Annotated in this window: 20 protein-coding genes; 14 read left to right on the plus strand and 6 right to left on the minus strand. The window is 68.9% G+C overall.

Translation table 11 applies throughout. The annotated features are described in order from the left end of the window. The first annotated feature begins 93 nt into the window (after window positions 1–93). Complete coding sequence (locus OID54_RS06260; RefSeq protein ID WP_329015131.1) at window positions 94–1,338, plus strand: cytochrome P450; 1,245 nt, start codon at window positions 94–96, stop codon at window positions 1,336–1,338. 74 nt (window positions 1,339–1,412) lie between these two features. On the opposite strand, the gene OID54_RS06265 is transcribed toward OID54_RS06260, so the two are convergent. Continuing rightward, on the minus strand, window positions 1,413–2,675 hold the full coding sequence (locus OID54_RS06265) for an FAD-dependent oxidoreductase (RefSeq protein WP_329015134.1): 1,263 nt from the start codon (window positions 2,673–2,675) through the stop codon (window positions 1,413–1,415). A gap of 93 nt (window positions 2,676–2,768) precedes the next feature. Beyond that, window positions 2,769–3,224, minus strand: a complete 456-nt coding sequence (locus OID54_RS06270; protein ID WP_329015136.1) for an SRPBCC domain-containing protein — start codon at window positions 3,222–3,224, stop codon at window positions 2,769–2,771. Window positions 3,225–3,789: 565 nt separating this feature from the next. On the opposite strand from OID54_RS06270, the gene OID54_RS06275 reads away from it, so the two are divergent. The 4 genes from OID54_RS06275 to OID54_RS06290 all read left to right on the plus strand — a co-directional run bounded on the left by OID54_RS06275 (window position 3,790) and on the right by OID54_RS06290 (window position 11,542). Next, window positions 3,790–5,988: an MMPL family transporter gene (locus tag OID54_RS06275; RefSeq protein WP_329015140.1), complete on the plus strand. Its 2,199-nt coding sequence runs from the start codon at window positions 3,790–3,792 to the stop codon at window positions 5,986–5,988. Between the two features lie 156 nt (window positions 5,989–6,144). Beyond that, window positions 6,145–7,629: a Gfo/Idh/MocA family protein gene (locus tag OID54_RS06280; protein ID WP_329015143.1), complete on the plus strand. Its 1,485-nt coding sequence runs from the start codon at window positions 6,145–6,147 to the stop codon at window positions 7,627–7,629. A 194-nt stretch (window positions 7,630–7,823) separates the two neighbouring features. Then, window positions 7,824–9,731, plus strand: a complete 1,908-nt coding sequence (locus OID54_RS06285; protein ID WP_329015146.1) for an ABC transporter ATP-binding protein — start codon at window positions 7,824–7,826, stop codon at window positions 9,729–9,731. After that, the gene (locus OID54_RS06290) at window positions 9,728–11,542 is read left to right on the plus strand and encodes an ABC transporter ATP-binding protein (protein WP_329015148.1); all 1,815 of its coding nucleotides are present in this window, start codon (window positions 9,728–9,730) and stop codon (window positions 11,540–11,542) included. The genes OID54_RS06285 and OID54_RS06290 overlap by 4 nt, the downstream gene beginning before the upstream one ends. A 165-nt stretch (window positions 11,543–11,707) precedes the next feature. Here OID54_RS06290 and OID54_RS06295 read toward each other — a convergent pair whose 3' ends face one another. Beyond that, window positions 11,708–12,499 carry a metal-dependent hydrolase gene (locus OID54_RS06295; RefSeq protein WP_329015152.1) on the minus strand — a complete coding sequence of 264 codons (792 nt, stop codon included), beginning with the start codon at window positions 12,497–12,499 and terminating at the stop codon, window positions 11,708–11,710. Between the two features lie 99 nt (window positions 12,500–12,598). Here OID54_RS06295 and OID54_RS06300 point away from each other — a divergent pair, with 99 nt between their 5' ends. Genes OID54_RS06300 through OID54_RS06310 form a run of 3 tightly spaced genes read left to right on the plus strand, consistent with a single transcriptional unit; the run spans window position 12,599 to window position 16,602 of the window. After that, the gene (locus OID54_RS06300) at window positions 12,599–15,172 is read left to right on the plus strand and encodes a DEAD/DEAH box helicase (RefSeq protein ID WP_329015155.1); all 2,574 of its coding nucleotides are present in this window, start codon (window positions 12,599–12,601) and stop codon (window positions 15,170–15,172) included. Window positions 15,173–15,208: 36 nt separating this feature from the next. Continuing rightward, the gene (locus OID54_RS06305) at window positions 15,209–16,087 is read left to right on the plus strand and encodes an acyl-CoA thioesterase (RefSeq protein ID WP_329015157.1); all 879 of its coding nucleotides are present in this window, start codon (window positions 15,209–15,211) and stop codon (window positions 16,085–16,087) included. 23 nt (window positions 16,088–16,110) lie between these two features. Continuing rightward, the gene (locus tag OID54_RS06310) at window positions 16,111–16,602 is read left to right on the plus strand and encodes a glutathione peroxidase (protein WP_329015159.1); all 492 of its coding nucleotides are present in this window, start codon (window positions 16,111–16,113) and stop codon (window positions 16,600–16,602) included. A 214-nt stretch (window positions 16,603–16,816) separates the two neighbouring features. Here OID54_RS06310 and OID54_RS06315 read toward each other — a convergent pair whose 3' ends face one another. Further along, the gene (locus OID54_RS06315) at window positions 16,817–18,043 is read right to left on the minus strand and encodes an acyl-CoA dehydrogenase family protein (RefSeq protein ID WP_329015161.1); all 1,227 of its coding nucleotides are present in this window, start codon (window positions 18,041–18,043) and stop codon (window positions 16,817–16,819) included. 166 nt (window positions 18,044–18,209) lie between these two features. Here OID54_RS06315 and OID54_RS06320 point away from each other — a divergent pair, with 166 nt between their 5' ends. After that, a complete protein-coding gene (locus tag OID54_RS06320) occupies window positions 18,210–18,857 on the plus strand; it encodes a TetR family transcriptional regulator (protein WP_329015163.1) in 648 nt (215 codons plus the stop codon). 119 nt (window positions 18,858–18,976) lie between these two features. Here OID54_RS06320 and def read toward each other — a convergent pair whose 3' ends face one another. Next, the gene (gene def, locus OID54_RS06325; protein ID WP_329015166.1) at window positions 18,977–19,546 is read right to left on the minus strand and encodes a peptide deformylase; all 570 of its coding nucleotides are present in this window, start codon (window positions 19,544–19,546) and stop codon (window positions 18,977–18,979) included. 115 nt (window positions 19,547–19,661) lie between these two features. Here def and OID54_RS06330 point away from each other — a divergent pair, with 115 nt between their 5' ends. From OID54_RS06330 to OID54_RS06350, 5 genes are all read left to right on the plus strand, one after another. Next, window positions 19,662–20,900, plus strand: a complete 1,239-nt coding sequence (locus OID54_RS06330) for a Mur ligase family protein (protein ID WP_329015168.1) — start codon at window positions 19,662–19,664, stop codon at window positions 20,898–20,900. 63 nt (window positions 20,901–20,963) lie between these two features. Beyond that, complete coding sequence (locus OID54_RS06335; RefSeq protein WP_329015171.1) at window positions 20,964–21,692, plus strand: type 1 glutamine amidotransferase; 729 nt, start codon at window positions 20,964–20,966, stop codon at window positions 21,690–21,692. A gap of 228 nt (window positions 21,693–21,920) precedes the next feature. Next, window positions 21,921–22,946, plus strand: coding sequence for a 6-phosphofructokinase (locus tag OID54_RS06340; RefSeq protein WP_329015174.1), 1,026 nt, complete (start codon window positions 21,921–21,923; stop codon window positions 22,944–22,946). A gap of 104 nt (window positions 22,947–23,050) precedes the next feature. Beyond that, window positions 23,051–24,061 carry a cytochrome c oxidase assembly protein gene (locus OID54_RS06345; protein ID WP_329015176.1) on the plus strand — a complete coding sequence of 337 codons (1,011 nt, stop codon included), beginning with the start codon at window positions 23,051–23,053 and terminating at the stop codon, window positions 24,059–24,061. A gap of 136 nt (window positions 24,062–24,197) precedes the next feature. Beyond that, entirely contained in the window at window positions 24,198–24,365 is a 168-nt protein-coding gene (locus OID54_RS06350) for a hypothetical protein (RefSeq protein WP_329015180.1), read from the plus strand. Window positions 24,366–24,425: 60 nt separating this feature from the next. Here OID54_RS06350 and OID54_RS06355 read toward each other — a convergent pair whose 3' ends face one another. Then, window positions 24,426–24,920 carry an ATP-binding protein gene (locus OID54_RS06355; protein WP_329015183.1) on the minus strand — a complete coding sequence of 165 codons (495 nt, stop codon included), beginning with the start codon at window positions 24,918–24,920 and terminating at the stop codon, window positions 24,426–24,428. Window positions 24,921–25,164 lie beyond the last annotated feature (244 nt).

The raw sequence follows: 25,164 nt of genomic DNA on the forward strand, positions 1-25,164 counted from the left end.
TCGCTCTTAATCCGGGCACAAGCCACCGCTGGGACGCTCGCCTGACAGGGGCGCAGTCCCCGTTCGTCTACCGAATCCCGTGGAGGCCACACGATGGACACCGCCTCGCCGACCTCGGCCCCGGTCGAGTCCCCGACCGAGACCGAAACCGAGCTCCAGTACCCCTTCCCGCGCCCCTCCGCGGTCGAGGTACCGCCCGTCTACCAGAAGCTGCGCGGCGAGTGCCCGGTGGCCAAGGTCCGGTTGCCCAGCGGCGATGACGGCTATGTGGTCAGCCGGTACGACGACGTGCGTACCGTCCTGTCGGATCTACGGTTCAGCCGGGCGGCGATGCTCGCCGAGGGCGCTCCGCGGCTGACGGCCGCCCCGCCCATGGGCGGCAGCCTGTTCACCATGGACCCGCCCGAGCACACCCGACTGCGCAAGCTGGTGTCGCGCGAGTTCACCGCGCGCCGGGTGCACAACCTGCGTCCGCGCATCCAGGAGATGACGGACGAGCTGCTGGACCAGATGGAGAAGCTCGCCCCGCCCGTCGATCTCAATCCGGCCTTCGCCTTCCCGCTGCCGGTGATGGTCATCTGCGAGCTGCTGGGCGTTCCCTTCGAGGACCGGGACCGCTTCCGTGGCTGGTCCGACGCATTCGTCTCGCTCACCTCGCACACGGCCGAAGAGGTGATGGAACAGCGGATGTCGATGGTGCAGTACCTCGGCGAGCTGGTGCAGCGCAAGCGTGAGGAGCCCTCGGACGATCTGATGGGCGCGCTGGTGTCGGTCCACGACGAGGACGGCGAGCGGCTCAGCGAGATCGAGCTGATCACCATGGGGATCACCCTGCTGGTGGCGGGCCACGAGACCACCGTCAGCATGATCGGCACCTGTGTTCTGACCCTGCTGCGCCACCCGGAGTACCTGGCAGCGCTGCGGGCGAACCCGGAGACGATCGACCATGTCGTGGAGGAGTTGCTGCGGCTCAACCCCATCGGTGACGGCGGGCCGTTCCGCATCACCCTGGAGGACGTGGAGATAGCGGACACCACCATTCCCGCAGGCAGTGGTGTGATCGCCGCGGTCTGCTCGGCGAACCAGGACCCGGACCGCTTCGGCGCCACGCCCGGGGACTTCGACCCGTCCCGACCCACAGCCAGCTCCCATCTCGCCTTCGGCCACGGCGCCCACTTCTGCCTCGGCGCGGCCCTCGCGCGGGCCGAGCTCCAGATCGCGATCTCCTCGCTGATCAAGAGGTTCCCGAACCTGGCGCTCGCGGACGACGTGAGCAATCTGAAGATGACCAGCGGAATGATGGTCCACGCGCTGAGCGCCATGCCGGTCACCTGGTGACGTGGAGCTGTTGAACGCCGCTGCCCGGGTCCCTTCGGCGGGGACCCGGGCAGTGGTGTGTCGTACGGAGGACGTCAGACGCGGGGGCTCGGGCGTTGGGAGACCTTGCGGGCGACGATGGGGCCGGGCTGCTGGACCTGGAAGTAGGCCCTGGCCAGTACCCGGTGCTGGAGCGCCCGGTTGCCGTCGACGACACGGTAGAGCGCCCGGCGCAGCGCGCCCCCGAACCTGCCGTCGAGCGCGAACAGCTTCTCCTGGCGCAGCTGGAGCCCGCGGGAGCGGCGCACCGCCTCCTCCCGGACGCGCTGGAACTCCGCAGCGGCCGTCGTCAGCTCGGCCGTGGATCCGCCGGCGGCGAAGGCGCCCTCCACCAGGGGCGCCAGGGTGACGGCGTCGATGATGGCGTGGTTGACACCCTGTCCCAGGATCGGGGTGAGCGTGTGCGCGGCGTCGCCCATCAGAACCAGACCGGGCATCGACCAGCGGGGCACCACGGTGGTGAAGATGTCGAGCATGGAGGTCTCCGACCAACTGCGCACCTGGCTGCGGACGGTGTCCGACAGTTCGGGGGCGAGCCGGTCGAGTCGCTCGTGGAGTGCCGAGAGGCCCTGCGCGCGCAGGTCGCGCAGGCCGCCCTTGGGGATGTTGAGGCCGACGCGCACGCTGTCGGGATGCGTGGGGATGAACAGTCCGTGCTCGCCGCCGCGGATGCGGATGCGATACGTGTTGCTGTCCCATTCGGCGGGGAAGGGCAGCCGCATCCAGATGACGTCCCGGTCCAACGGGAGCTTTTCGTAAGGGAGGCCGGACATCTCGCGGACCTTGCTGAACCGGCCGTCGGCAGCCACCGTCAGCGCGGCGTTGACGGTGATCTCACCTCGGGGGGTACGGGCGCGCACACCGGTCACGGCGCCGTTCTCGCCGTTCTCGCGCAGCAGCCCCACGACCGTGGCCGACTGCAACAGGGTGAACCCCTCGTGCTCCCGGCCTGCGGCGGCGAGCGCGGACAGCAGCGCGGGCTGGGGGAGCTCCACCGGGTAGGGGTGGGGGTAGTGGTAGTCGGAGAAGTTGGTCCGCATCACGGTGTGACCGGAGTCGATGATCTCCATGTGGTGCATCTGGGCGTACTCGCCGTCGAGCCGGTCGAGCAGCCCCAACTGGTCGAGCAGCCATACCGAGTCGGGTGAGACCGACTCGCCGCGGAACGACCGGTTGAAGTGCCCGCTCTGCTCCAGTACCACCACGGACACGGAGCGTTTGGCCAGCTCCATGGCGAGCGTGAGCCCGGCCGGCCCTCCTCCGACCACGCACACCTGTGCCGTCAGCGCTGCTGTCATCGTATTGCTGCCTCTCCAGCGGGAGTCATGGTCGGCCGATCGTCGATCGGGGGGCTAAAGCTCTCCTTGCGGACGAACGGCCGGGGTGCCGGGTCACTCGCCGGGGCTGACGGGTGCGTGGATCGACTCGACGCGGGCCTTCAGTGCGTCCGTCAGTGCGGTGAAGCCACGCTCCGACGGATTGATGATCGACCCGGACAAGGGGACCAGGAATCCGCTGAAGACCTCGCTCTGGAGGACCTGGGTGCCTTGGTGCTGAGCACTCAGCTCAAAGGTGTGGACGCCGTCGAAGACACCCGGCACACCGAGCCTGCCGCGCCAGCGCAGCAGCCGCCCGGGCCGGCTCTCCAGCACGGTCGGGGTGAACGTCATCTCCCGTCCGTTGTCGGGCAGTCGAAGCCGCAGGGTGAGTCGGGCACCGGGCACCGGCCGTCCCTCCGCCGCGATCAGGAAGGGGTTCCACTCGGGAAAACGCGCGAAGTCGGTGAGCACGCCCCACACCTGGTCGGGGGTGGCGGCAATGTGGACGGCGGACGAGATGCGACGCATGGGAGCCCTTTCCGGAGCGGGTGGTACGAGCGGGTGGTACGAGCGAGTGCGATGCGGACATCGGTGCAGGTGTCCGAGTAGACGTCTGTGCGATTGACGGTGCGGGCGCCCGTGCAGGTGTCTAGGGCGGTTGGCAGTGCAGGTGCCCCGAGCGGTTGACGGTGTAGGCGGCTGGGCCGTTGGCAGTGCAGGTGGCTGTGCGCAGGTCCGAGCGACGGCTCGGCGGGATCGTGGTGCCGGCCGGTGGTTGCCCCCGGTCACGTTCGCTGCATCCGATCGGGAGACGGCACCGGGAACGCCCTTCCCCAGGGACGCTACCTGCGCACCGATGCCTGCGCCGCCCCCGGAACGCTTCGCTACAGCGATCCCTTAGAACCAACCCCCAGCCTCTCCCTGGCCGCTTCAGTGGAACTCCAGCGGCTTGCCGGACGATGGACGCTGCGCGGGCCGTATGCGCTCCGCCCTTCGGTAGCGAGTTCCCTACGAGCCGTCCGCGCGCCCCTTTCGTCCCCACCCCCTCCTCCGTGCCGGCCCCGGTGGTCGGTCCGATGGAAGGAAGGAAGCCATGTTCTCCGCTCTGGGCTCGGCCCTCCACCGCCGAAGGGTCGCCGTACTCTTACTGGCGCTCCTGGTCACCGTGCTGGCCACCGCCTATGGCGGCAGCGTCTCCGAGAAGCTCTCCAACGGTCTGTCCGACTACGACGACCCGGGTGGCGGCAATGTCGTGGCGCGCGAGACGATCGCGAAGGCCACCGGCGTCGACCCGCAGCAGGGCTATCTGCTGCTGGTGCGCACCGACGAGTCCTTGAAGCCCGGTGTCGCCCCGCCGGCGACCGTGAAGGCCGCGGTCGAGCTGCTGCGCTCCCGCTCCGAGGTCAAGGACGTCATCGACTACTCGTCCGCCGCAGGCACCGGGCTGATCTCCAAGGACGGGCGCAGCACGGTGGTCGTCGGCGCCGTGCGCACGATGGAGTACCAGGAGAGCGTGGACGCCGAGAAGGCCATCCAGGAGGCCATCAAGGACGATCCCGTGCTGAAGGACCGCACCTGGCTGGGTGGTTCCACCCCCGGGCATGTGCAGGTGGCGAAGGTGTCCGACGAGGATGTGTCCAATGCGGAGCTGATCGCGGCACCCATCATCCTGGTGGTGCTCTTCCTGGTCTTCCGTGGGCTGGTGGCAGCGTTCGTACCGCTGCTGGGCGGCTTTGTCTCGCTGCTGCTGACCATGGCGGGACTGCGGCTGACCACCGACTTCATGAACGTCTCCGCCGGCGCGATGAGTCTGTCGTTCGCCCTGGGGCTCGGCCTGTCGATCGACTTCGGGCTGCTGATCGTCTCGCGGTTCCGCGATGAGTTGGCCGCCGACAAGGATCGGGGTGAGGCGCTGCGGCAGACGGTCGCCACCGCCGGCCGGACGGTGTTGTTCAGTGCGCTGACCGTGGCCGCGGCCCTGGCCGCGCTGACCGCGTTCCCCCATCCCTATCTGCGTTCGATGGGCCTGGCCGGTGTGATCACCGTACTGTCCGCCGCGCTGTTCGCGCTGGTGGGACTGCCGGCGCTGCTTGCCGTGCTCGGTCACCGCATCAACTCGTTGGCACCGCGCCGCTGGCAGCGCTCCGCCGGCACGGCTGCCGCGACCGAGGGCCGTTGGCACCGGATGGCCTCGGCGGTGATGCGGCGCCCCGGCATCTTCGCCGTGGTGGCCACCGCGATCCTGCTGCTCATCGCCTCCCCGCTCGCCGGGGTGCGCTTCACCGGTGTGGACCCCGCCCTCCTGCCGAAGGAGACCAGCGCCGGTCAGGTCGCCGCGGTCCTGGAGAAGGAGTACGACGACGCGGGTACCGCACCCCTCCAGATCGTGCTGGCCACCGGTGACTTGGCGCCCGACAACTCCCGGCTGAACGACTACGTCGCACGGATCAAGGACGTGCCCGGCGTTGAGGCCGTGGCAGCGCCCTTCAAGCTGGACGAACGGCACTGGGAGATCGACGCCGTGGTGGCGGGCAACCCGCTGGACGACACGGCACAGGAGTCCGTCGACGCCGTACAGGACCTGAAGGCGCCCTACTCGGCGGCCTACACCGGTGTCACCGCCGACTTCCTGGCGCAGCGTTCGACGATCGGTGACAGTCTGCCGCTCGCCGCCGCCATCCTGGCGGGAGTCACCCTGCTGTTGCTGTTCGCGTTCTCCGGTGCCGTGGTGTTGCCGCTGATGGCGCTGGTGATGAACCTGCTGTCGACCGGTGCCGCCTTCGGATTCCTGGTCTGGGTGTTCCAGGACGGCAACCTCGGCTTCTCGCCGCAGAATGGTCTGGAGGCCACCACTCCGCTGTTGGTCTTCGCCCTCGCGTTCGGTCTGTCGACGGACTACAACGTCTTCCTGCTGAGTCGGATCAAGGAGGCCCGGGCGCAGGGCATGGACGATCGGGCCGCGGTGGCGTACGGACTGTCACGGACCGGGTCCATCGTGACCTCTGCCGCCGTGTTGTTCTGCGTGCCCGTGGGTGCGCTGGCGCTGTCCCGACTGGTTTTCATCCAGGAGTTGGGGCTCGGTGCCGCGTTCGCCGTACTGCTGGACGCAACGCTGGTCCGGGCGCTGTTGGTGCCGTCGCTGATGGCACTGCTCGGTGCTGCCGCGTGGTGGGCGCCGGCGCCGTTGCGCAAGCTCCACCAGGCTGTCTTCCCGCACCGCTCGAAGAGCGAATCCCCCGTGGCCAGCGATGAGTCCGAGCCGCGCGAGCCGGTGGCCGCTCCCGTCGGCTAGCCACGAATGACGTGCCGTCATGGGGCGGCATAAGAGTCCATGGGTTGGTGCGCAAGAGTCCAAACGGGGCTCTTGCGCACCGTGCGTCCCAGCGGCCAGGGTCCTTCACGAGGTCGAGATGACCGGCAGCGCACCATCAGCTCTCGTGGAGGCTCGATGAACGACGCAGCATCCTTCCCCGCCGAGGGGAACCACCTCGAAACCCCGGGCGAGCTGCCCGACACCACCGCGGGCGGCACCGACGGCCCGCCGAGCCGTCGCTCCGTGCTGCGGACCTCGGCGGGAGTCGCCGGCGCGGGACTCGCCTTCGGCGCCCTGGGAACCGGGACGGCCGCTGCTGCTGCGACCGACGGCGCCGGGGCGGCAGGCACGGCCGAGAAGACACCCGCCCGGGCGGGCCGCACCATGGTGGGCGTACCGTTCGAGCGCCGCAGTACGGTCCGCGTGGGGATCATCGGTCTCGGCAACCGCGGTAGCAGCATGATCGACCTCTTCCTCGCCCTGCCCGGCGTCCAGGTGCGCGCCTTGTGCGACCCGGTGCGGGCCAAGACGGAACGGGCCGCGGCCAAGGTGCTGGCGGCCGGCCAGCCGGCCCCGGCCGTCTACTCCCACGGCGAGGAGGACTACGAGAACCTGTGCCGCCGCGGCGATCTCGACCTCGTCTATGTGGCGACCCCTTGGGAGGCCCACTTCGAGATGGCGAAGTCGGCGCTGTCGAACGGCAAGCACGTCGGTGTGGAGTGCCCCGTCGCCATGCGCCTCGACGAGTTGTGGGAGCTCGTCGATCTGTCCGAGCGCACCCGACGGCACTGCATGCAGCTGGAGAACTGCTGCTACGGCAGGAACGAGATGCGGGTGCTGCGCATGGCGCACGCGGGCAAGTTCGGCGAGTTGCTCCACGCCGCGGGCGCCTACAACCACGACCTGCGCCAGTTGATGTTCGACCCGGACTACTACGAGGGCCCCTGGCGGCGGCAGTGGCACACCCGGTTGCGCGGTGACCTCTACCCCAACCACGGCTTCGGCCCGGTGGCCAACTACCTGGACGTCAACCGCGGCGACCGGGTGGTGAGCATCTCCAGTTTCGGGACCCCCGCGCTGGGCCTCGCGGAGTACCGCGAGGCGAACATGCCTGCGGATGACCCGAGTTGGAAGGAGTCGTACATCAGCAGCGATCGGACGATCAGCATGCTCCGCACGGCTCGGGGGCGGGTCATCCGGTTGGAGCACGACGTCTCCACCCCGCACCCCTACAGCCGCATCAACAGCCTCGGCGGCACCAAGGGCGTCTTCGAGGACTATCCCGCGCGCATCTACGTCGAGCCCGATCACACCAACCACCAGTGGGGCAGCTTCGCACGGTACGCCGACTGGGACCACTGGCTGTGGAAGGAGCACTCCAACCCGCCCGGCGGCCACGGCGGCATGGACTACATCATGATCTTTCGTCTGATGCAGTGCATGCAGCTGGGTCTGGTGCCCGACTTCGACGTGTACGACGCGGCCACCTGGACGGCTCCCGTACCGCTCAGTCACACCTCGATCCGGGCCAAGGGCACACCACTGCCTATTCCCGACTTCACGCGCGGGGAGTGGAAGAAGCCTCGCACCGGTGTGGATTCGGTCAAACCTTCGAGCTGATTCGATGGGTCAACACACTCCGTAGGCAGGGGGAGATCGCCTACGTATCGGCCCAGTCGTCGAATGGACCCGGTGCTTCCGCGCACCGGGTTCTGGCGTGTTCTGTCCTGTCAGTTAATGAACGAGTTTGCCTATTAGGCGTCAGTACGGCGAGCCTTGCCGCGTGCACCAACCTCGACTTGTGCTGGGACGTCATGCAAATTCGCGACCTTCCGTATCTTGACCCAGGTGACCCAGACGTCCGGTCCGGAACCCGCTTGTTGATCTGGCTCGGCCGTCGCCAGTGGCGCGGCCAACTCGCCGGCCTCGGCTGGGCGTTGGTCAACCAACTGGGCGTGGCCGCACTGCCGTTGGGCGTGGGCCTCGCCGTCCAGGCCGTGGTGGACGGCTCTGGGAGACGACTGGCGTACGCCAGCGGACTGCTCCTCCTGCTGGGCGTGATCATCGCGCTCGGTGACACCATGGTCCACCGGGCGACCATCACCAACTGGACCACGGCCGCCGCCCGCATCCAACAGTTGCTCTCCCGCAGCACGGCGGAGCTCGGCTCCCTGCTCACCCGCCGTGTTCCGGCCGGTGAAGTGGTGGCGATCTCGACCGCGGACGCGGAGAAGATCGGTTGGTTCGTCGAAGCGCTCTCACGATTCGCCGCGGCGGCCATCGCCCTCCTCACCATCGGCACCGGACTGACCCTCTACCAACCCTCCCTCGGCATCATCGTGGCGATCGGCCTGCCCGTGCTGGCACTGGCCGTACTGCCCCTGCTGCCCATAGCCACCCGTCGGGCGGACCACCAACGCGAAAAGGCCGGCTACGCAACGGAGTTGGCGGCGGACACCGTCGCCGGGCTGCGGGTGCTGCGCGGCATCGGCGGCGAAGACCTCTTCCTCAGCCGCTACCGCAGGGCCTCCCAAGACGTGCGCGGCGCCTCGGTCCGCAGCGCCAGCATGTGGGCCCTGATCTCGGCGATCCAAGTCCTCCTCCCCGGCGCCCTCCTGTTGACGATCGTCGTGTACGGGGCGCAATTGGCCCTGGACGGACACATCGCGGTCGGTGAACTGATCACCGTCTACAGCGCCGTTCTGCTCACCGCCCATCCACTGCGCAACTTCGCGGAGATGGCCATGGCCTACTCCTACTCCAAGCCCTCGGCCGAGAGGGCGGCGCGGGTGTTGGCACTGCGCCGCACCGCCGACGCCGCACCGGCATCGGCCGCCCCCGTCGAATCCGACCCGTCGGAACGCCCCCTCGGCGGCGACCTCCACGATCCCGTCAGCGGGATCCTCGCCGCGGAGGGCCTTTTGACCGCCGTCGTCTGCGGCGACCCCGACCTCGCCGGAAGGCTCGCCGAACGGCTCGGCGGGCATCCGGCCACCGATGACACCAACGATTCCGTGCTGCTCGGTGGAGCGGCCCTGGACGGGATGCCCCTCCTTCGCGCCCGGGCGAACGTCCTGGTCCAGGACAAGGAGCCGGTACTGCTGTCCGGCACCCTGCGGGAACTGCTCGACGTGCCCTCGTCCGGCCGGGTCTCCGCCGCCGCCGCACTCGAAGCCGCCCACTGCGCCGATGCCCTCGCCGCCCTCGCCCTCGCCGGCGGGGACACCGGTGAGGACCCCATGGAGGCACGCATCACCGAACGCGGCAGATCCCTCTCCGGGGGGCAGCGCCAACGGCTCGCGCTCGCGCGGTCCCTGGTGGCCGACCCCGAGGTGCTCGTCCTGGACGAGCCCACGTCAGCCGTCGACTCCCACACCGAGTCCCGGGTCGCGGCCGGCATCAAACGCGTGCGCGCCGGGCGCACCACCGTGGTCTTCGCCTCGTCACCACTCCTGCTCGACCTCGCCGACCGAGTGGTCCTGGTGGACGAGGGGCAGGCGGTGGCGTGCGGCACCCACCGTGAACTCCTGCGCAGCGAACCGCGCTATCGAGCCGTGGTCACCCGGGAGACACAGGACGAGATCGAACAACGACTGGCCGCGATGGGCACCGACGGCTTCACCGGGGCAGCGATGAAGCGCACCGGCAAGATCCGCGGGCCGCTCGACACCGGTCCGTCGCCGCAGCACCGCGCCTACGGGGGGAACGAGGAATCCAGATGACCGATACGACCGATACGACCGGAGCAAGGCTCTTCCGGCCGGTGCCGCCGGAGTTCGACCCGGCAGCACCAGAGTCGGCAGCCACCCTCCCGGTCGCCGGCCGTACGACGGTACGGGCGTACGGCCGGCGCATGCTGCGGAGGCACCGGCGGGCCTTCGGCGCCCTGGTCCTCTTCAACACCCTCGCCGTGATCGCCTCCATGGTGGGCCCCTATCTGCTGGGCTCCGCCGTGCAGAAGCTGACCGACGGGGTGCGGGAGCTCCCGTTGACACGCACGATCGCCCTGTTCGCGATCGCGCTGGTGATCCAGGCCGTCTTCGTCCGGATGATGCAACTGCGCGGCGCGATGCTCGGGGAGGAGATGCTCGCCGATCTGCGCGAGGACTTCCTCGTACGGTCCGTGCGCCTGCCTCCGGGAGTGCTGGAGCGCGCCGGTACCGGTGATCTGCTCTCCCGCATCACCACCGACATCGACCGGCTCTCCAACGCCATGCGGGAGGCCGTTCCGCAACTCGCCATCGGCGCGGTGTGGGCGGCGGTGCTGATCGGCGGCCTCGCCGTGACCTCACCTCCGCTGGCCCTCGCCGTGGTGGTGGCGGCACCCCTGCTGATCGTCACCTGCCGCTGGTACTTCCGTCGGGCACCCGCCGCCTACCGCTCCGAAGCCGCCGGGTACGGCGCGGTCACCGCCGCGCTCACCGAGACCGTCCAGGCGGGTCGCACGGTGGAGGCGCACCGCCTCGGCGCCCGTCGGGTCGCCCTCTCCGACCAGCGGATCAAGGAGTGGACGGCGTGGGAGCGCCATACGCTCCATCTGCGCTCGGTGCTCTTCCCGGTGATCACCCTGACCCACACCACGGTCCTGGTGTCCGTCCTGCTGATCGGCGGCAGCCTGGCCCTCCAGGGCTGGCTCACCATCGGCCAGCTGACGACGGGCGCACTCCTGGCACAGATGTTGGTCGACCCGGTCTCGCTGGTACTGCGCTGGTACGACGAGCTCCAGGTGGCCCAGGTCTCCCTGGCCAGGTTGGTCGGGGTGCGGGAGATCGAACCGGACGCGGGTGACGGGGCGGTTCGACCCGATGGGCGCGCCGTAGAGGCACACGGGGTGCACTTCGGCTATCGCGAGGGGGTGGACGTCCTGCGCGAGGTGTCCCTCTCGGTCACCCCGGGTACGCGGCTCGCCCTGGTGGGTCCCTCGGGCGCGGGCAAGTCGACCCTGGGGCGGCTGCTCGCGGGCATCTACGCCCCGCGCAAGGGCAGTGTCTCGCTCGGTGACGCGGAGCTGTCCCAGATGACCGCCGAGCGGGTGCGCGAGCACGTGGCCCTGGTCAATCAGGAGCACCACGTCTTCGTGGGCTCGCTCCGGGACAATCTTTTGCTCGCCCGGTCCGACGCGGACGAGTCAGAACTGTGGGCGGCGCTCTCCGCGGTCGACGCGGACGGCTGGGCGAGCACGCTGGAGGAGCGGCTCGACACCGTGGTCGGCTCCGGTGGTCTGGCGCTGACTCCGGCGCAGGCGCAGCAGATAGCGCTGGCCCGATTGGTGTTGGCAGATCCGCACACCCTCGTCCTGGACGAGGCGACCTCGCTGCTGGACCCGCGGGCCGCCCGTGACCTGGAGCGTTCGCTCTCCCGTGTGCTGGAGGGCCGTACGGTCGTCGCGATCGCGCACCGGCTCCACACCGCCCATGACGCGGATGTGATCGCGGTGGTGGAGGAGGGCAGGATCAGCGAGTTGGGCAGCCATGACGAACTGGTGGCGGCCGATGGTGCGTACGCCGCGCTCTGGCGGTCCTGGCACGGCTGACCACCGACGCCGCTGGGCGCAGAAGTGATCATGGGGGGCCGCTCGGACACCGGGCGGTCCCTCCACGCTTACGGGCGGGGTCAAACTCAGGGCCGACGGGCCACAGGATCACCCCAGCGGGCGACGGACACAGCCGCAGTCGTTCCCGAGCGCCCCCGGTCGGCGTCAGATCACATTGAGCGCCGCTGCCCCGCCCACTCCCCCGAGCAGCATGAACGCCGGCATCAACACCTTCAGCTCCACCCAGCTGCCCGCCCGGAACCGCATCGCCTTCGGCGGCCCGATCGGATACCAGCGCTTCCGGCCCAGCGGGATCGGCCACAGGATGGGGCAACCGGAGACGGTCAGCGCATCGCCGATGCAATGGACGAGGGCACCGAGCACGATGGGCAGCCCGAGCCAGAGGTACTCCTGCCCGGGGGCGCTGAACAACCAGTCCGCGCCGTTGCCCGGCTTGTCCAGCAGCCCCGCCAGGATCCATGCGCTCGTGGCCCCGAGCAACCACACCAGGACATCGCTGGAGACCCGGGCCGCGCGCCACAGCAGGCCCTCGACCGCCAGCACCAGATGGACGAAAAGCAGTCCCAGAACGGCCCAGCGGCCACCGGTGACCGCCAGCGCGGAGGCGCCGCCACCGATCATCACCGCCCAGAGCCAGGTGTGGGTCAGGGTGCGGTGACCGCCGGTCCTGCGCTTGTCACCCGGCTTCTTCGTCGCCTGGTAGACGGCGAACGAGAGTTTGTCGACGATCTCGCACAGACCGCGGGATATCGGTCCGAAGGCCCGGGATATCGTCGCCGCCTTGTGGTCCAGATCGGGAGCGAGTGCCGCTCCCGCGCAGATCAGGGCGCCGACGACGAGCACGGGCCAGGGCATCGGATGTCCCGCTGCGGCGGTCGCCGCGCCCACCCCCAGCCACGCCGCGGCTCCCGACAGTGAGTGCGCAGGCCCCATCATGATCTTTTCCCCGCCCCCGCCGCTCGCGCGCCGTTCCCACCGCCGCAGCGGCCATCGCTCCTGCTGGTCAAGCCCAGTTGACTGGTCAGCGTATCGTTCGTGATCTTCCGTCCACCGGCCGGTTCCCTCATCGGGGCGGAAGACAGGCAAGATGGGGGCGTGACCCTTATCGATCAGCTGCCGCCGGATGCCGACCCCGATGCCCTCTTCGAGACCTTCTCCTCGTGGGCCGAAGACCGGGGCATCACGCTCTACCCGGCGCAGGAGGAAGCGCTGATCGAGGTGGTGTCCGGGGCGAACGTGATCCTCTCCACCCCCACGGGCTCCGGAAAGAGCCTGGTGGCGGCCGGAGCGCACTTCACCGCCCTGGCGAAGGACGAGGTCACCTTCTACACGGCGCCGATCAAGGCCCTGGTGTCGGAGAAGTTCTTCGACCTGTGCAAGATCTTCGGCACCGAGAACGTGGGCATGCTCACGGGCGACGCATCCGTGAACGCGGACGCACCGGTGATCTGCTGCACCGCCGAGGTGCTGGCCTCGATCGCCCTGCGCGACGGCAAGGACGCCGACATCGGCCAGGTCGTGATGGACGAGTTCCACTTCTATGCCGAACCGGACCGCGGCTGGGCCTGGCAGATCCCCCTGCTGGAACTGCCCCAGGCACAGTTCATCCTGATGTCGGCCACCCTCGGTGACGTCTCCCGCTTCGAACAGGACCTCACCCGCCGTACCGGCCGCCCCACCGCGGTCGTGCGCTCGGCCAGCCGACCGGTTCCGCTGTCGTACGAGTACCGGCGCACGCCGATCACCGAGACCTTGACGGAGCTGCTGGAAACCCGTCAGGCACCCGTCTACATCGTCCACTTCACCCAGGCGGCGGCCGTGGAGCGGGCGCAGTCCCTGATGAGCATCAACATGTGTTCGCGGGAGGAGAAGGAACAGATCGCCGACTTGATCGGCAGTTTCCGCTTCACCACGAAGTTCGGTCGCAACCTCTCGCGCTATGTACGGCACGGCATCGGTGTCCATCACGCCGGCATGCTCCCCAAGTACCGACGACTGGTGGAGAAGCTCGCCCAGGCGGGGCTGCTGAAGGTGATCTGTGGCACGGACACGCTGGGCGTCGGGGTCAACGTGCCCATTCGCACGGTGCTGTTCACCGCGCTCACGAAGTACGACGGCACCCGGGTCCGCACCCTGCGGGCGCGCGAGTTCCACCAGATCGCCGGCCGCGCCGGCCGGGCGGGATTCGATACGGCGGGATTCGTCGTCGCGCAGGCGCCCGAGCACGTCATCGAGAACGAGAAGGCGCTCTCCAAGGCGGGCGACGACCCCAAGAAGCGCCGCAAGGTCGTCCGGAAGAAGGCCCCCGACGGCTTCGTCGCCTGGTCCGACACCACCTTCGAGAAGCTCATCGATTCCGATCCGGAGCCGCTGACCTCACGCTTCCGGGTCACTCACACCATGCTCCTGTCCGTGATCGCCCGCCCCGGCAACGCCTTCGAAGCGATGCGCCGGCTCCTTGAGGACAACCACGAGCCGCGCCGCAACCAGCTGCGCCACATCCGGCGGGCCATCGCGATCTACCGCTCGCTACTGGATGGCGGAGTGGTCGAGCGGCTCGACGAGCCGGACGAGCAGGGGCGGATCGTTCGGCTGACGGTCGACCTCCAGCAGAACTTCGCGCTGAACCAACCGCTCTCCACGTTCGCGCTCGCCGCCTTCGAACTTCTGGACCCCGAGTCGCCCTCGTACGCGTTGGACATGGTCTCCGTGGTGGAGTCCACCCTGGACGATCCGCGCCAGATCCTGGCCGCGCAGCAGAACAAGGCGCGCGGCGAGGCGGTCGCGCTGATGAAGGCCGACGGCGTGGAGTACGAGGAGCGCATGGAACGGCTCCAGGAGGTGACCTACCCCAAGCCGCTGGAAGAGCTGCTCTGGCACGCGTACGACGTCTACCGCAAGAGTCACCCCTGGGTGGGTGACCACCCGGTGTCCCCGAAGTCCGTCATCCGGGACATGTACGAGCGGGCGCTGTCGTTCACCGAGTTCACCTCGTTCTATGAACTGGCCCGCACTGAGGGCATCGTGCTGCGCTATCTCGCGGGCGCCTTCAAGGCCCTGGAGCACACCATCCCGGACGACCTCAAGTCCGAGGACCTGGAGGACCTGACGGCTTGGCTCGGCGAGATGGTGCGCCAGGTGGACTCCAGTCTGCTCGACGAGTGGGAGCAGTTGGCCAACCCCGAGGTGGAGACCGCCGAGGAAGCCCAGGAGAAGGCCGATCAGGTCCGTCCCGTCACCGCGAACGCCCGTGCCTTCCGCGTGCTGGTGCGCAATGCGATGTTCCGCCGGGTGGAGCTCGCGGCCCTCGACAAGGTCGCCGAACTCGGCGAGTTGGACGCCGAATCGGGCTGGGGCGAGGACGCCTGGGGCCAGGCGATGGACGCGTACTGGGACGAGTACGAGGACCTCGGCACCGGCCCCGACGCCCGTGGGCCCAAGCTGCTCCTGATCGAGGAGGACGAACAGCACGGGCTGTGGCGCGTCCGGCAGATCTTCGCCGACCCGAACGGCGATCATGACTGGGGCATCAGTGCGGAGGTCGATCTGGCGGCCTCCGACGAGGAGGGCCGGGCGATCGTCCGGGTCACCTCGGTGGGTCAGCTCTGACCCGTCCCGACGGCACCTGACGAAGGAGAGCCCCCGATGACCAATGCGGCCGAGCGCCTGGTGGATCTGCTCGATCTGGAGCGGATCGAGGTGAACATCTTCCGCGGGCTGAGTCCGAACGAGTCTCTGCAACGGGTCTTCGGCGGACAGGTGGCCGGGCAGGCGCTGGTCGCCGCGGGGCGCACCACGGACGGCGAGCGTCCGGTGCACTCGCTGCACGCCTACTTTCTGCGGCCGGGGCGGCCGGGTGTGCCCATCGTCTACCAGGTGGAACGGGTACGGGACGGTCGGTCGTTCACCACGCGCCGGGTCACCGCGGTGCAGGAGGGGCGGACGATCTTCAACCTGACCGCGTCCTTCCACCGGCCGGAGGAGGGCGGCATCGAGCACCAGCTGCCGCCGCGGCTGGAGTTCCCCGACCCCGAGACCCTGCCGACCCTGCCCGATGAGATCCGCGCCCATCTGGGTGAGCTGCCGGAGGCGCTGGAGCGGATGGCACGACGTCAGCCGTTCGACATCCGCTATGTGGAGCGGCTGCGCTGGACCCCGGAGGAGATCGAGGAGAAGCGCACGGACCCCAGGAGCGCCGTGTGGATGCGGGCGGTGGGCCCGTTGGGGGACGATCCGCTGGTCCACACCTGCGCGCTGACGTACGCGAGCGATATGACCCTGCTGGATGCGGTCCGCATTCCGGTGGAGCCGCTCTGGGGTCAGCGGGGCTTCGACATGGCATCGCTGGATCATGCGATGTGGTTTCACCGTCCGTTCCGCGCCGATGAGTGGTTCCTCTATGACCAGGAGTCCCCGATCTCCACGGGCGGCCGGGGGTTGGCGCGTGGACGGATCTACGATCGGGAAGGCAGGCTGCTGGTGTCCGTGGTGCAGGAGGGCCTGTTCCGCACATGGGGCGGCTGAGCCGCCAGCAAAGGAGATCAACGATGACAACGGTGCATGACATTCCTGTGAACACGCTCGCCGGTGAGTCGACCTCGCTCGGCGCCTACCGGGGCCAGGCGGTCCTGGTGGTGAACGTGGCGTCGAAGTGTGGTCTCACACCTCAGTACGCCGGGTTGGAACGTCTTCAGAAGAGTTACGCCGATCAGGGCTTCACGGTGGTCGGCGTACCGTGCAACCAGTTCGCCGGCCAGGAGCCTGGCAGTGCGGAGGAGATCCAGACCTTCTGCTCGACGACGTACGGCGTCAGCTTCCCGATGTTGGAGAAGGTCGACGTCAACGGTGCTGGGCGGCACCCGCTGTACACGGAGTTGACGAAGGCGGCTGACGCGGACGGCGCGGCCGGGGACGTCCAGTGGAACTTCGAGAAGTTCCTGCTCAACGGGGATGGTGAGGTGGTGGCCCGCATCCGGCCGAGGACCGAGCCGGAGGCCCCTGAGGTGGTTGCCGCCATCGAAGGTCTCCTCAAGTCCTGATGGTCGACGGCTGAGGACGGCCGAGCGCCGGGAGCGGCCCGCGATGACGGGCGGGCGGCAGCTGGGAGCAACGTCCGGTGGGGCGGTGGCAGGACGTGCCGCCCCACCGGCCACAGCCCCCTCGCCCGTGTCGCCGCTCCCGCCAATCGGACGGGCAGGGTATCGCTTTCCTCCAACGGGTTTGATGGGCCGCCTGGTTGACGCGCGCCGCAGCTCAGCGGATCGGTACCCCGGCCAGTGTTCGGGCGATGACCAGCCGTTGGATCTCGCTGGTCCCCTCGAAGATCGTGTAGATGGCGGCGTCCCGGTGCATGCGTTCCACCGGGTACTCACGGGTGAAGCCGTTGCCGCCGAGGATCTGGATGGACCGGGCGGTGACGTGTTGGGCCGTCTCGCTCGCGTACAGCTTGGACATCGACCCTTCGGCCGAGGTGAACGGCCGGCCGGTCGCGGCCATCCAGGACGCACGCCACACCAGGAGCCGGGCCGCGTCGATCCTGGTGCGCATGTCGGCGAGTTGGAAGGCGATGCCCTGGTTGTCGATGATGGGGCGGCCGAACTGGTGACGGGTTTTGGCGTAGTCGAGGGCGACTTCGTAGGCAGCCCTGGCGGTGCCTACGGCCATGGCCCCCACCGCTGGCCGCGATGCCTCGAAGGTGGCCATCGCCGCGTTCTTGACGCGCTCGTCGTTCGTGACCGCCCGTTCGCGTGCTCGCGCGAGGCGCTCGTCCAGCTTCTCCTTGCCGCCGAGGAGGCACTCACCGGGGACACGTACGTCGTCGAGGACCACTTCGGCGGTGTGGGAGGCGCGGATGCCGTGTTTGTGGAACTTCTGCCCCTGGGTCAGCCCTTGGCTACCGGGCGGGACGATGAACGAGGCATGGCCCTTGGAGCCGAGCGCGGGGTCGACCCCCGCGACGACGACGTGCACATGGGCGATACCACCGTTGGTGGCCCAACTCTTGGTGCCGTTGAGGACCCATTCGTCCGTGGACTCGTCGTAGACGGCCCGGGTGCGCATCGCAGCGACGTCGGATCCGGCGTCCGGCTCCGACGAGCAGAAGGCGGCCAGTTTGACGTCGGCAGCGTCGCCGTACATCTGGGGTATCCAGGTGCCGATCTGCTCGTCGGTCCCATTGGCGAGGACGCCGACGGCGGCGAGTCCGGTACCGACGATGGAGAGGGCGATGCCCGCGTCGCCCCAGAAGAGTTCCTCCATCGCCAGGGGTATCCCGAGGCCCGTCGGGTCAAGGTGCTGCTGGGCGTAGAAGTCGAGGGAGTAGATCCCCACTTTGGCCGCTTCCTGGATGATCGGCCAGGGCGTCTCCTCGCGCTCGTCCCATTCGGCCGCTGCGGGACGCATCACCTGGGACGCGAAGCCGTGCAACCAGTCGCGGACCTGCTTCTGATCGTCATTGAGTTCCAAGGTGAACCCGGCCATGTCCCCTCCAACGCTCCCAGCCAACCCGGATGTTACCTCTGGTAACGGCAGTCTGTTACCGGGTGGTAGAGCGTGTCAACCGCCGATGAGCCGGGCCGCCCGGGAGAGCTTCGAGGTGTTAGCTTTCGCAGGCGTCACGCAATCGCTCGGGCGGGGAGATACACGCATGGAGACCACACAGCAGTCCTCCGACCAGGATCGGCCGGCACAACAGCGCCGCCGGGAACTACTGGAGGCGGCGGACCGGGTGGTGCTCCGGGACGGCCCCCACGCATCGATGAACGCGATCGCAGCCGAGGCCGGCATCACCAAGCCCATCCTGTACCGGCACTTCGGGGACAAGGGCGGCCTCTACCGGGCACTGGCCAAGCGTCACACCGACGCCCTGCTCGGCTCGCTGCGAGCGGCCCTCGACGCGCCAGCCGAGCGACGGGAGCGGGTCGAAGCAACGCTGGACACCTATCTGGCCGCGATCGAGATGCGACCCCAGGTCTACCGCTTTCTGATGCATCCTGCGGAGGACACCCAGATTCCCGAGGGCGGCTTCGACGTGGGCCGCCACTCGGTGCCCCTGCTGCGGAGGATGGGCGAGGAACTGGCGGAGGTCATCCACGAGCGGGTCGAACTCGGGCCGGACGGCGAGCGGCTGGCCCGGGTGTGGGGGCACGGCATCGTCGGGATGATGCACGCGGCCGGTGACTGGTGGCTCGGCGAACGCCCCTGCTCCCGGGCGGAATTGGTCCGCTGCCTCGCGGACCTGTTGTGGGGCAGGCTCGCCGCGGTGGCCGACCGCGCGGGCGGCCCGGGGTTCTGAGTCGAACGCATCCTTGGGTTTTGGGCACGGCAACGCCCCAGCCACCGGCATCGGGACGCGCACCGGGTCGTCTCGGGGTGGCTGGGCCAAAGGCCCCTAGTGACCTGAGTCTTAGGTCACTACGACAAAGGCGGCTGCGGTGGCAGTGTCGCCGGGGCCCACGGCGCCCGACGCACCGAACGCAACAACCGTCTCCGACGCCACCCCGTGACCCGGTCCGCGTACACCACGCCCTCCAGATGGTCGCACTCGTGCTGGAGGCAGCGGGCGAAGAAGCCCGTGCCCTCCACGCGTACGGGGGCACCGTCCCAGGTCACCCCCTCCACCACGGCGAGGTCGTGGCGCTCGGTGCCCGCTTCGAGCCCTGGTAGCGACAGACAGCCCTCAGGCCCTCGAAATGTCATGCCGTCCACCGTCACGAGCGTCGGATTGACGACATGTCCGAGATGGCGTACATCGTCATCGTCGGGGCAGTCATACACGAACACCCGCAGTCCGAGCCCCACCTGATTCGCCGCAAGTCCCACTCCGCGGGCCGCGTACATCGTGGCGAACATGTCCTCGACGAGCCCCTTCAGCTCAGGACCGAAGTCGGTGACACTCTCGCAGGGCGTGTGCAACACCGGATCGCCGATGAGACTCATCGGCCTCACGCGTCCGGTACTGCCGGGGATCAGCCGTTTTCGCATGGCGGTAAGCGTACGTTCGGCAGGAGTCGGCCCCATCACCGGCGGTGCCGAGGTAGGGCCGCCCGGCCGGACCTGGATAGGCTGGGCGGGACCAATGCAAGGAGGATCAAGGACGATGTCAGGCAACTCGGAGCCACTGACGCCGCGCGCCAAGCTCGCCGTGACCGCCGGTAGAGCCGCGGCCGCGGTCTCGCGCGCCGCTGGACGGGGCAGCGGTTCGGTGATCGGAGGCCGGGTCGCGCTCAAACTCGACCCCGATCTCCTGGGGCGGCTGGCGCAGCACCTGGACGTCGTTCTCGTGTCGGCGACCAACGGCAAGACCACCACCACCCGACTGATCGCCGAAGCCCTGCGGGCCGCGGGGCCGGTCGTCTCCAATGCGCTCGGCGCCAACATGCCCGCCGGCATCACCTCGGCCCTCGCCGGCGGCACCGACTCCAAGTTCGGTGTGATCGAGGTGGACGAGAAGTACCTCGCCGGAGTCGCCCGGGACGTGACGCCCAAGGCGATCGCCCTCCTCAACCTCTCCCGTGACCAACTCGACCGTGCGGCCGAGACCCGGATGCTCGCCGAGAAGTGGCGCGAGGGTCTCGCAGGCTCCAAGGCGATCGTCATCGCCAACGCCGATGACCCGCTCATCGTCTGGGCCGCATCCTCCTCCCCCAACGTGGTGTGGGTGGCCGCGGGACAGGAGTGGAAGGACGACGCCTGGTCCTGCCCCTCCTGCGGCGGCGTGATGCAGCGACCCGGTGACGACTGGTTCTGCGGCGAGTGCGGCTTCCGCCGTCCCGCCCCGAGCTGGGTGCTCCGCGGTGACCACGTCCTGGACCCGCACGGATCGGCCTGGCCCATCCGGCTCCAGCTGCCCGGTCGCGCCAACAAGGCGAACGCCGCCACCTCCGCCGCGGTCGCCGCCTGCTTCGGCGTCCCGCCGCAGGTGGCCCTGGAGCGCATGTACTCGGTGCAGGCCGTCGCCGGCCGCTATGACGTGGTCACCTTCATGAACCGCGAACTACGGCTGCTCCTCGCCAAGAATCCGGCCGGCTGGCTGGAGACGTTCTCCTTGATCGACCCGCCGCCGACGCCGGTGATCCTCTCGGTGAACGCCCGCGGCGCGGACGGCACGGACACCTCGTGGCTGTGGGACGTCGACTACACCCGGCTCGCGGGCCACCCGATCTTCGTCATCGGTGATCGCCGGCTCGACCTCGCGGTCCGTCTTGAGGTCGCCGGTCTGGACTTCCGGGTGTGCGACACGGTCGACGACGCGGTGAACAGCGCCCCGCCCGGGCGCATCGAGCTGATCGCCAACTACACCGCTTTCCAGGACGTGCGCCGCCGCGTCGGCAACTGATCGAGCAGGACCACGGCAGACCGGTAGCCGACCGGAGAAGGACCTCAGAGGACTCCCATGAGAATGAGCGACAACAGTCTGCGGCTGGTCTGGGTCTACCCGGACCTCCTCAGCACCTACGGCGACCAGGGAAACGCACTGGTCGTGGAGCGTCGGGCCCGGCAGCGCGGCCTCGACGTGATGCGCATCGACGTGCGCAGCGACCAGCCGATCCCCACCTCGGGTGACATCTATCTGATCGGTGGCGGTGAGGACCGTCCCCAGCGGCTGGCCGCCGAGCGGCTGCGACGTGATGGCGGACTGTCCCGAGCGGCGTCCAACGGAGCGATCATCTTCTCCGTCTGCGCCGGCTACCAGATCCTGGGCCACGAGTTCATCAACGACCTCGGTGAGCGGGAGCCCGGACTCGGTCTGATCGATGTGATCTCCACCCGTGGCGAGGGCGAGCGGTGCGTCGGCGACGTCCTCGGGGACATCGACCCCCGGTTCGGCCTGCCGCAGCTGACCGGTTTCGAGAACCACCAGGGGATCACCCACCTCGGTCCCACGGCCCGGCCCTTCGCCCGTACGGTCATCGGCCGGGGCAACGGCACGGGCGACGGCACCGAAGGCGCGTACAACGACACGGTCTTCGGCACCTATATGCACGGCCCGGTCATGGCCCGCAATCCGCAGATCGCGGATCTGCTGCTGAAGCTGGCCCTCGATGTGAACGCCCTGCCGCCGACGGACGACCGGTGGTTCGAGGCGCTGCGTGCGGAGCGGATCACGGCGGCGACCCAACCGGCGTGATCGCCGCGGGCCGTACGGTCTCGGTGCCCGGGGATGCGACCGCACCCCGGGCACTGTCATGCCCGGCCGACGAGTGGAACGTCCCCACTCGTACGCAAGTGGGATGTGAGCCGTCCATCACTCGGACGCTCGGTTCGATTCTCGCCACCTCCCGCCGGTAGGGTGGTGGTGATACAACCGGACGACGTGGTCCGGGAGTCGGCCCACGTTGCAAAGGTATATCGGGCAATGCGCATTGGTGTACTCACCTCCGGCGGCGACTGCCCCGGTCTGAACGCCGTCATCCGCTCCGTCGTGCATCGCGCGGTCGTTGACCACGGTGACGAGGTCATCGGCTTCCACGACGGTTGGAAGGGCCTTCTGGAGTGTGACTACCGCAAGCTCGATCTCGATGCGGTGGGCGGCATCCTGGCCCGTGGCGGCACGATCCTTGGATCTTCCCGGGTCCGCCCGGAGCATCTGCGCGACGGAGTGGAACGCGCCAAGGGGCACGTCGCCGATCTTGGCTTGGACGCCATCATCCCGATCGGCGGCGAAGGTACCCTCAAGGCGGCGCATCTGCTGTCCGAGAGCGGACTGCCCATCGTCGGGGTGCCGAAGACGATCGACAACGACATCGCCTCGACCGACGTCACCTTCGGGTTCGACACCGCGGTCGGCGTCGCCACCGAGGCCCTGGACCGGTTGAAGACCACCGCCGAGTCCCACCAGCGGGTTCTGATCGTCGAGGTCATGGGCCGGCACACCGGGTGGATCGCCCTCCACTCCGGCATGGCGGCCGGGGCGCACGCCATCGTCGTCCCCGAGCGGCCCTTCGACATCGCGGAGCTGACCAAGCGGGTCTCCCAGCGCTTCGACGCCGGCAAGCGGTTCGCGATCGTCGTCGTCGCCGAGGGCGCCAAGCCGCGCGAGGGCTCGATGCGCTGGGACGAGGGCGGCAAGGACATCTACGGTCACGAGCGCTTCGCGGGAGTGGCCCGACAGCTGTCCATCGAGCTGGAGCAGCGGCTCAACAAGGAAGCGCGTCCCGTCATCCTCGGCCATGTGCAGCGCGGCGGCACACCGACGGCGTACGACCGGGTGCTCGCGACCCGGTTCGGCTGGCACGCGGTGGAGGCGGCGCACCGCGGCGAGTTCGGCAACATGACCGCGCTGCGGGGCACGGACATCGTCATGGTTCCCCTCAAGAGCGCCGTGGAGACCCTCAAGACCGTCCCCGACGACCGCTACGCCGAGGCTCAGGTCGTGCTCTAGCCCGATTGCCGTGAGAGAACCGCCCCCGGTCGAAGCTGCGACCGGGGGCGGTTCTACTCTGGTGCAGGCGAACGGACAACCCAGTACGAATCAGGAGCCGGCGGATGGATCACAGCGGGCACGGCACGATGATGGATCTGCCGCCGTTCACGCTGGGGCGTGGTCTGGAGTTCTCCCCGGACCTCTTCTTCCTCGTCGGCAGCGCGCTCGCGCTGGTCCTGTACGCCTGGGGCGTGCTGCGCCTTCGCAGGCGCGGTGACCGTTGGCCGATCAGCAGGACCATCTTCTTCGTCATCGGTGTCCTGAGCGTGGCACTGGTGACCTGCACCAAGCTCAATGACTACGGCATGGTCATGTTTAGCGTGCACATGGTGCAGCACATGGTGATCAGCATGCTCTCGCCGATCGTGTTGCTGTTGGGTGCGCCGGTGACGCTGGCTCTGCGCGCGCTCCCGGTCGCCGGCAGGGGTCGCAAGGGCCCGCGCGAATTGCTGCTCGCCCTGCTCCACAGCCGCTACATGCGGATCGTGACACACCCTGTGTTCACCATCCCGCTCTTCATCGCGAGCCTCTACGGTCTCTACTTCACCCCGCTGTTCGACTTCCTCATGGAGTCCAAGCCGGGGCACGTGGCGATGATGGTGCACTTCCTCGCCGTCGGCCTGATCTTCTTCTGGCCGATCATGGGGGTGGACCCGGGGCCGCATCGGCCGGGCTACCTCATGAGGATGCTGGAACTGTTCGCGGGAATGCCGTTCCACGCCTTCTTCGGCATCGCCCTGATGATGGCGAGCGAGCCGATGATCAAGGCGTACGAGAACCCTCCGGTGTCGCTGGGGATCGATGCGCTCACGGATCAGAACGCGGCCGGCGGCATCGCCTGGGCGTTCAGTGAGATCCCGTCCGTGCTGGTGTTGATCGCGTTGGTGTTCCAGTGGTACCGCTCGGAGGAGCGGCAGGCGCGCCGCACGGACCGGGCCGCCGACCGCAACGGGGACAAGGAGCTGGAGGCGTACAACGCCTATCTCGCCTCGCTCCACGCCCGAAGCGGTACGGGTCGTACCGGGAGCGGGACCGGCTCGACCGGCGATCGCGAGAACGCCACCTCTCCGTAGTCACCCGCTGCCCGAGTTCCGTCCGACCTGCGGGGCCCGGGCGCGAACCGACCCCGTCAGCTGCCCGGCGGTGGCGCGGAGCCCCTCCTTCGGGTGAGGATGACGTGAAGACACCGCGGTCGTCGAAGGAGGGCACATGTCCGGATCGACGAAGTCGACGAAAGCAATGGGAGTGCTCACGGTCACCGCACTGGTGGTCGTGAGCGCCTACACCGCCGCCCTCGGCAGCAACGGCTGGCTGTGGTTCGGCTGGGTGGTGCTGGGGCTGGTGACCATCGGAATGGCGACGTCCCGGAGCACATGAGTCCATCCGAGCGAACCCGGACTCCGGCCCGGGGCGGAGTCCGGGAGCGGTGAATCCGGGTCAGACCACCGACGTCGTCGTTGGCACTCCTCCGGGCGGGGTGCTGGGCAGCGGATTGGCCTCCGGCGCCGCAGGAGCGGTGCTGGCATCGCCGAGCCCGACCCGCTGGGCCTCCTTGATGTACCGGCTGAACCAGACCACCTTGCCCGACGGCGTCGCACAGGTACCCCAGCTGTCGCTGAGCAGGGCGACAGTGGCCAGTCCGCCCTTGGGCGGGCAGCAGCCGGTCAGCTGGGGCATCCGATGGTCCCGATCGGCCACCGACACCACCAGTTGGCGGCCGGTCCAGCGCAGCTCGACCTCACAGGTCTTGTCACCGCGGGTATGACGGATGACATTGCCGATCAGCTCGTCGACCGCTCTGCAGACGGGCGACACATGTGCGTCCAGGGCCCAGTGCCGCAGATGGGCGGCGAGGATGCGGCGGACCTGCGGAATGCGCTGCGGCGACGCCTGCACCTCCAGGACGTATCGGCAGGCTGGCTGATCGTGCATGACCTCGGCTCCTCATCACCGCTTGACCAGATCCTCGACGCTGCCCGGCTCGATCACCGTGCGCGAAGAGGCAGCACCCATCACCTCCGGGTCACTGATCAGCGTGACCCGGAGCATCACACCTCGCAACTTCGCCCGCCTGGGGCAGGGGGCATCGCGCACGTTCCGCCGGTTGAGGAGCCCCTCCCTACCCACTGCCCGGCTCGGTGGGTACGTGTCGTTGCATCCGGTAGCGGGCAGCAGA

Source organism: Streptomyces sp. NBC_00690 (assembly GCF_036226685.1).
Lineage (GTDB): Bacteria > Actinomycetota > Actinomycetes > Streptomycetales > Streptomycetaceae > Streptomyces.

Bases quoted from the DNA above. Each gene is read 5' to 3' on its own strand.
- OID54_RS06350 (WP_329015180.1), top strand. From the start codon at position 24,198: ATGTCCGGATCGACGAAGTCGACGAAAGCAATGGGAGTGCTCACGGTC.
- OID54_RS06260 (WP_329015131.1), top strand. From the start codon at position 94: ATGGACACCGCCTCGCCGACCTCGGCCCCGGTCGAGTCCCCGACCGAG.
- OID54_RS06340 (WP_329015174.1), top strand. From the start codon at position 21,921: ATGCGCATTGGTGTACTCACCTCCGGCGGCGACTGCCCCGGTCTGAAC.
- OID54_RS06265 (WP_329015134.1), bottom strand. From the start codon at position 2,675: ATGACAGCAGCGCTGACGGCACAGGTGTGCGTGGTCGGAGGAGGGCCG.
- OID54_RS06315 (WP_329015161.1), bottom strand. From the start codon at position 18,043: ATGGCCGGGTTCACCTTGGAACTCAATGACGATCAGAAGCAGGTCCGC.
- OID54_RS06290 (WP_329015148.1), top strand. From the start codon at position 9,728: ATGACCGATACGACCGATACGACCGGAGCAAGGCTCTTCCGGCCGGTG.
- OID54_RS06355 (WP_329015183.1), bottom strand. From the start codon at position 24,920: ATGCACGATCAGCCAGCCTGCCGATACGTCCTGGAGGTGCAGGCGTCG.
- OID54_RS06320 (WP_329015163.1), top strand. From the start codon at position 18,210: ATGGAGACCACACAGCAGTCCTCCGACCAGGATCGGCCGGCACAACAG.
- OID54_RS06305 (WP_329015157.1), top strand. From the start codon at position 15,209: ATGACCAATGCGGCCGAGCGCCTGGTGGATCTGCTCGATCTGGAGCGG.
- OID54_RS06270 (WP_329015136.1), bottom strand. From the start codon at position 3,224: ATGCGTCGCATCTCGTCCGCCGTCCACATTGCCGCCACCCCCGACCAG.
- OID54_RS06280 (WP_329015143.1), top strand. From the start codon at position 6,145: ATGAACGACGCAGCATCCTTCCCCGCCGAGGGGAACCACCTCGAAACC.
- def (WP_329015166.1), bottom strand. From the start codon at position 19,546: ATGCGAAAACGGCTGATCCCCGGCAGTACCGGACGCGTGAGGCCGATG.
- OID54_RS06295 (WP_329015152.1), bottom strand. From the start codon at position 12,499: ATGATGGGGCCTGCGCACTCACTGTCGGGAGCCGCGGCGTGGCTGGGG.
- OID54_RS06335 (WP_329015171.1), top strand. From the start codon at position 20,964: ATGAGCGACAACAGTCTGCGGCTGGTCTGGGTCTACCCGGACCTCCTC.
- OID54_RS06285 (WP_329015146.1), top strand. From the start codon at position 7,824: ATGCAAATTCGCGACCTTCCGTATCTTGACCCAGGTGACCCAGACGTC.
- OID54_RS06330 (WP_329015168.1), top strand. From the start codon at position 19,662: ATGTCAGGCAACTCGGAGCCACTGACGCCGCGCGCCAAGCTCGCCGTG.
- OID54_RS06310 (WP_329015159.1), top strand. From the start codon at position 16,111: ATGACAACGGTGCATGACATTCCTGTGAACACGCTCGCCGGTGAGTCG.
- OID54_RS06345 (WP_329015176.1), top strand. From the start codon at position 23,051: ATGGATCACAGCGGGCACGGCACGATGATGGATCTGCCGCCGTTCACG.
- OID54_RS06275 (WP_329015140.1), top strand. From the start codon at position 3,790: ATGTTCTCCGCTCTGGGCTCGGCCCTCCACCGCCGAAGGGTCGCCGTA.